Annotated in this window: 6 protein-coding genes; 3 read left to right on the forward strand and 3 right to left on the reverse strand. The window is 45.7% G+C overall.

Going from position 1 to position 5,225, the window contains the following annotated elements; genetic code table 11:
* Positions 1-247 precede the first annotated feature (247 nt).
* From cls to PHP87_RS10055, 3 genes are all read right to left on the reverse strand, one after another.
* Entirely contained in the window at positions 248-1,705 is a 1,458-nt protein-coding gene (cls, locus tag PHP87_RS10045) for a cardiolipin synthase (RefSeq protein WP_299920938.1), read from the reverse strand.
* A 155-nt stretch (positions 1,706-1,860) separates the two neighbouring features.
* A complete protein-coding gene (locus PHP87_RS10050; protein ID WP_299920941.1) occupies positions 1,861-2,694 on the reverse strand; it encodes a uridine kinase in 834 nt (277 codons plus the stop codon).
* 18 nt (positions 2,695-2,712) lie between these two features.
* Entirely contained in the window at positions 2,713-2,931 is a 219-nt protein-coding gene (locus PHP87_RS10055; protein WP_299920947.1) for a hypothetical protein, read from the reverse strand.
* A 197-nt stretch (positions 2,932-3,128) separates the two neighbouring features.
* Between PHP87_RS10055 and PHP87_RS10060 the strand changes: the two genes are divergently transcribed.
* The 3 genes from PHP87_RS10060 to PHP87_RS10070 are packed head-to-tail and all read left to right on the forward strand — an operon-like array spanning position 3,129 to position 5,079.
* Positions 3,129-3,686, forward strand: coding sequence for an RNA polymerase sigma factor (locus tag PHP87_RS10060; protein WP_299920950.1), 558 nt, complete (start codon positions 3,129-3,131; stop codon positions 3,684-3,686).
* The gene (locus PHP87_RS10065) at positions 3,683-4,162 is read left to right on the forward strand and encodes a hypothetical protein (RefSeq protein WP_276620109.1); all 480 of its coding nucleotides are present in this window, start codon (positions 3,683-3,685) and stop codon (positions 4,160-4,162) included. The genes PHP87_RS10060 and PHP87_RS10065 overlap by 4 nt, the downstream gene beginning before the upstream one ends.
* A complete protein-coding gene (locus PHP87_RS10070; protein WP_276620111.1) occupies positions 4,162-5,079 on the forward strand; it encodes a hypothetical protein in 918 nt (305 codons plus the stop codon). Before PHP87_RS10065 ends, PHP87_RS10070 begins: the two co-directional genes overlap by 1 nt.
* Positions 5,080-5,225 lie beyond the last annotated feature (146 nt).

Consider the following 5,225-nt stretch of genomic DNA (forward strand, 5'->3'; position numbering starts at 1 on the left):
CTGCCTTGTCCACTTCAATTGTTGTATGATGACTCAAAACCTACACCTCCATTGAATAATTTATTACGAGCTATTCTATACCTCATTATAAATCTAAAACGAAAGTAATGGGCATTTTTCTTGGGGAGCATGACCAGAATCCATTAAATCAGTTTTTGACCTGGAGTCAAACATCAATATTGCTATCAAACCTTAACGCCAGAGATCATCACTTCCGGAGGGTACTATGTATGGATAATAAACTGCATTAAAGTAGCGGGGAGAGCAGGCGGGAAACAGCCTCCTTCATCCGCGCGTACACCGGCCGGGCCCGATATATTTGCATAGTAATCTCCTGAGAATTCTGGATATCCCGGAAGAAGGCCGCTTGCAGGTTGCGGCTTACCCTTTCGTCATAAATAAAAGCATTAACTTCAAAATTAAGGTGAAAGCTGCGTATATCCATGTTCGCTGATCCCACCGTGCTGACATAGCCATCAATCATCATGACCTTGCTGTGTAGGAATCTTTCCTCGGAGTAAGCATAACACCTGACCCCTGCTTCCAGCAGTTCCCCAACATATGAAAGATTAGCCCAGTGTACAATAAGGTGATCTGCTTTTCCCGGTATCATCAAACGCACATCCAGCCCGGATAATGCAGCAATCTTTAAGGCAGCGAGAATACTCTCATCAGGAATAAAATAGGGGGTTTGAATATAGATATTCTGCCGGGCACTGCTGATCATTTTCAGGAAGCCGTCTTTAATGGAACTCCATTTGGAATCCGGTCCACTGGATACAATCTGCACTCCGGTATTGCCCTGGGGGGCACGCTGGGGGAAAAAGTCTTCCCGCATCTGAAAGTCATGGTTGCAAGCATAACGCCAATCCAGGAGGAAGCGTAAGTGTAAGCCATCCAGAGCGGTCCCACGAATGCGCAGGTGGGTATCCCGCCAGTAGCCGAACTTTTTTGACAGACCCAGGTATTCATCACCTATATTAAAACCGCCGATATAGCCTTCTTCGCCGTCAATAATACATATTTTCCTGTGGTTGCGGTAGTTCATCCGTAGATTTACAAAAGGAAAGAATGGTGGTAAAAAGCTGGCGACTTCTCCCCCGGCTTGTAGGAGCGGCCGGAAAAAGCGGCGGGGCAGGTGAATACAGCCCATTCCATCATACAGCAACCTCACTTCTACTCCTTCAGCAGCTTTACGACTAAGAATATCTCGAAGGCTCCGGCCGGTAGCATCATTTTGAATAATATAGTATTCCAGGTGTATATATTTTTCTGCCCGTTGAATGCTTTCGGCCATAGCCCGAAAAAGTTCCTGACCATCGTTAAATATATCCACCTTATTATTCTGGCTGAAGAGGGATTGGTTGCTATTCAGGTGCAGGTGAATAATGTCCCGGTATTCGCTACTGCGAGGGTTTAAGAAAAGCATCTGATTGTTATGCAAATATTGATCCTGTTGCTCTAATTTAGGAAAAAAGCTCTCTTCTTCTTCTTTTTTAAGATAGAACAGCTTCTTCTTACGTAAGTCCTGGCCCAGGAAGAGATAGAGTATTAGTCCCAGAACCGGCATTAAAAACAAAACCAGAAGCCAGGTTAGGGTAACAGTAGGATTACGCCGCTCATAAAAAATTATCCCTATGGCAATGAGTATATTTAAGATATATAGATAATCCAATAACTGCCAGAGCAAATCAGCGTTAAGCATAAATCCTCCACCTGGCTTTTGCCAGTTATTAAACCGGAGCCTTCTATATTGAGTATTTCCACAAAGAAGTGGCCCTTCCTTCTGTCTGGGAATAATTAGAAAGAAAAAGCCCTGTCAGGACAGCGCTCTTAATTGCTTTTCACAAGAAAATTTTCTTAGATGTCTTTATAAATAATTGTACCGATATGCTCACCGTTTAAGGCCCGACTAAGATTGCCCTCTTTTAAACCATTGATTATCTGAATCTCTTTAACGCTTTGGGAGCGAACGAGCATCTCCAGTACCGCTCTTTCTACAACCAAATCCTCCAGATCTTTATTCAGTAATTCCTGGGCTCCTATACGAGGGATAAATTCGGCCTTCTTATTTACCTTGGGGTTGTCGCTAAACAGTCCTTCTTCATCCTTAATAAAAATGCACTGTCTGGCCCCAATGACCTCAGCTAAAAGATAGGCCCCCACATCGGTACGGTTTGGGGGGATACGCCCTTCCCGGGGCAGATGCTCCCAGTAGCCATAGGGGGGCATCCCGTGAATAACCGGAATGCAGCCTTGCATGAAAAAAGCCGCTAGCTTGGGAATGTCGTCATGACCTACTTTAATCCCCCCATAGGGGCTTAAGAGGGTGGAAATCATCAAGGCGTTTTGCTCGGATACGCTCTGTCCCAGCTTGGAGATTATCCCCGTAGGCATACCCAGTTCCATAGCAATGGCATAAACATGTCGCGAGCGGGTACCTCCACCGGTAGAAATAATCATCTTGTGCTTACGGGCATTTTCAACTATTTCCTTGATAAGCGGCAAAACCGCCCGTGCCCCCCGGTCAGTTATGCTCTGTCCTCCCATTTTTACCACATTGACATTGGGCAAAGCTCGAAATTGTTCCCCGTACTCCAGGCTCTTCAAAAAGCCCTTGCCTACCAGGGATTCTCCCATTAACTTGCTTTTAACATGCAGCCTTTTACTGTCTCTTTCTCTAATTAGAGGCATATTCTCTTTGCCCCCTCTTTAATCTTCTTCATCATCCAGCTCTTCATCTTTCCCTGCCTGAAGATAGACTACTTCACCGTCTATTTCCTGGGCGATATGCTCAATTTCCATTTTTCGGATATGATTGGAGTAAATCTTAAGGTCTGTCCCCGCCACACCTACCACATTAAAACGAGATTTCTTTTCGCCCTGTTCCACTTTTCTGCGTTCACGAACAAAGATTTTAGCTTTTCCCATCTTTTTCTCCCCTTTTTCTAATTATTTTATCTATAGTATATACATTATAGCTTCATTGTACGCTAACTCCAAAATATGAACAATGCCCATTATCTTCCGCGAGCCCCTTACGGCAGTTCACCCTTTCATTCATAATAATTTTTTAAATTGCAGGGTTTTTTCACATATTATCGTTATTATTAATGGATGGGAAGGGGGTGGTCAAGGTTTGCCCAGATGAACTGTGGATAGAAAGTTTCCAGGGCCAAGATTCACAAGCATTCGAAGAATTGATTAATCAATATAAAGCCTATGTTTTTGCCATCATCCTCCGAATTGTAAGTGATCCGGAGGAGGCCCAGGATATTGCCCAGGAGGTATTTTTGCAGCTTTACCGTTCTCTTCCCGAGCACCAACCTGACCATCTCAAAGCCTGGATAGGGCGAGTTACCACTAATAAGGCCATTGATTGGAAACGCCAGCGAACCCGACAGCTGGCAGTGGTAGAAAGTGATGTGGAAAAGCGAGCAGCACCCGCTGAAATGGAAATGAGTCCCGTGCAAATCCTGCTCCAAGAGGAAAGGGAATCAGCTGTAAAGGAGCTTTGCCGGGGCCTGCCTCCCCCCTACAGCCGGGTAGTATCCAAATACTATTTTGAGAACAAGTCCTATCAAGAGATTGCCCGGGAAGAAGGCATAAGTTTGAAAACCGTAGAGTCCCGCCTCTACCGGGCGCGAAGGCTCTTGCGTGAACGATGGGAGGAGGGAGCGGAATGAAGCATTTCAGCCCGGAGGAATGGCGAACTTATGGAAAAGGATCAGCCAAAGAAAAAGATGTTTTAATGGAAAAACATTTGCTGGATTGTGATGCTTGTTTGCAGTTGTTCCTGGATAGCATAGACGATCAGGCAGTAGAAGAAGCCAGGGCTCTCATCCCCCCTGACTTTACCGCACGAACCTGTGACTTGCTCAGAGCAAATACCCGGAAGGAAGAGCGCCGCCCGGTTCGCTCCCAAAGGAAGAGGCTGTTAGCCTGCTACGCAGTTGCCGCGGCCATTACTATCATGCTTAGCGGTAGCGGAGTATTTCAAACATGGAGCGATACGAGCAGAATGAATTTACATTATAATCCTACAGCACAAACTGTCGGTAAGTATGAAGATATCCTTTTTAACTGGCCGGCCCGCTTGCAGGAAATAAGCAACGGATGGCTCAACAATATGGAAATAGAAAAACATAAGGAGGTTAAATAGTGAAGAAAAAAAGCAAGTTCCTGGTATTTATACTATCGCCGCTTCCTGGCCTCAGCCATCTTTATTTGGGCTGGAGCAGACGGGCCCTGGTCTTTTTCAGCGTTTTCCTGGGGCTTGGTGTGGGAGCTTTGACAATGGAGAACATTAGCTATCGCAGCAGCAGTATGATTGGTCCTCTCATCTTTTTTGTTATAGCCTTGCTCTGGTTTGTAGCCCTGGCTGAAGCCCTGCACCTGGCCGGACGAAATGTTGAACCCGGCCCTGACAGCGATGAAGCCCGGATATTTAATAGCGAAGAGAAGGGTTTACTTTTTATCAGCGACCGTAAGCTGATAGCTTTGGCCTTTTCAGCTATCCCGGGAGCCGGGCATATGTACCTGGGATTAATAAAACAGGGAGCGCAATTGATGGCCGGATTTTTCTTTATACTGCTCCTGTCCAGCTGGTTGAATCTAAACATTTTAGGCTTTGTTATACCGGTTATTTGGTTTTACAGCGTTTTCGACATCTATCACCTGCTGGAAGACGAGGAAAAAGTACAGCTGGAATCCTCTACCCTTTTCGACTGGTTTTCCACCCATCCGGGCTGGCTGGGCTGGGGGTTGATTGCCCTGGGCTTGCTGGTTATTGTACAGCGCATTGCCAGCCCTGCTTTAGCGCAGTTATTAAGTGAAAGTCTGCGCAGTTACATCGAAACTAGCTTTATCGCCTTGATATTGATTGCCGGGGGAATCAAGCTATTGCTGGGCAGCAAAGCGGAAGAGCCCGGCGAGGGAGCAAATGCTATGCCCGCCATACGAATTGAGGCAAAAAAAGCAGACGAAAGTGCTTTCCCAGATAAAACTAATGAAGAGATAGTAACCGAAAATACTTCCAACGTTGAGCTTAATGAAGAAACAAAGGAGGAATTGTCATGAGACAATGGAGGGTAGGAACCTACGCTCTTGTACCCCCCAATCAACAGCTGAAAGGCAACATAAACTGGACTTCCCCGGAGGGAAAGCTTCTTAAAGTTGATGACCTTCAAAAAGAAAAGGATTGGCAAGAAGAGTACCGACCCGGT

It is taken from the genome of Syntrophomonas sp., assembly GCF_028707975.1.
Lineage (GTDB): Bacteria > Bacillota > Syntrophomonadia > Syntrophomonadales > Syntrophomonadaceae > Syntrophomonas.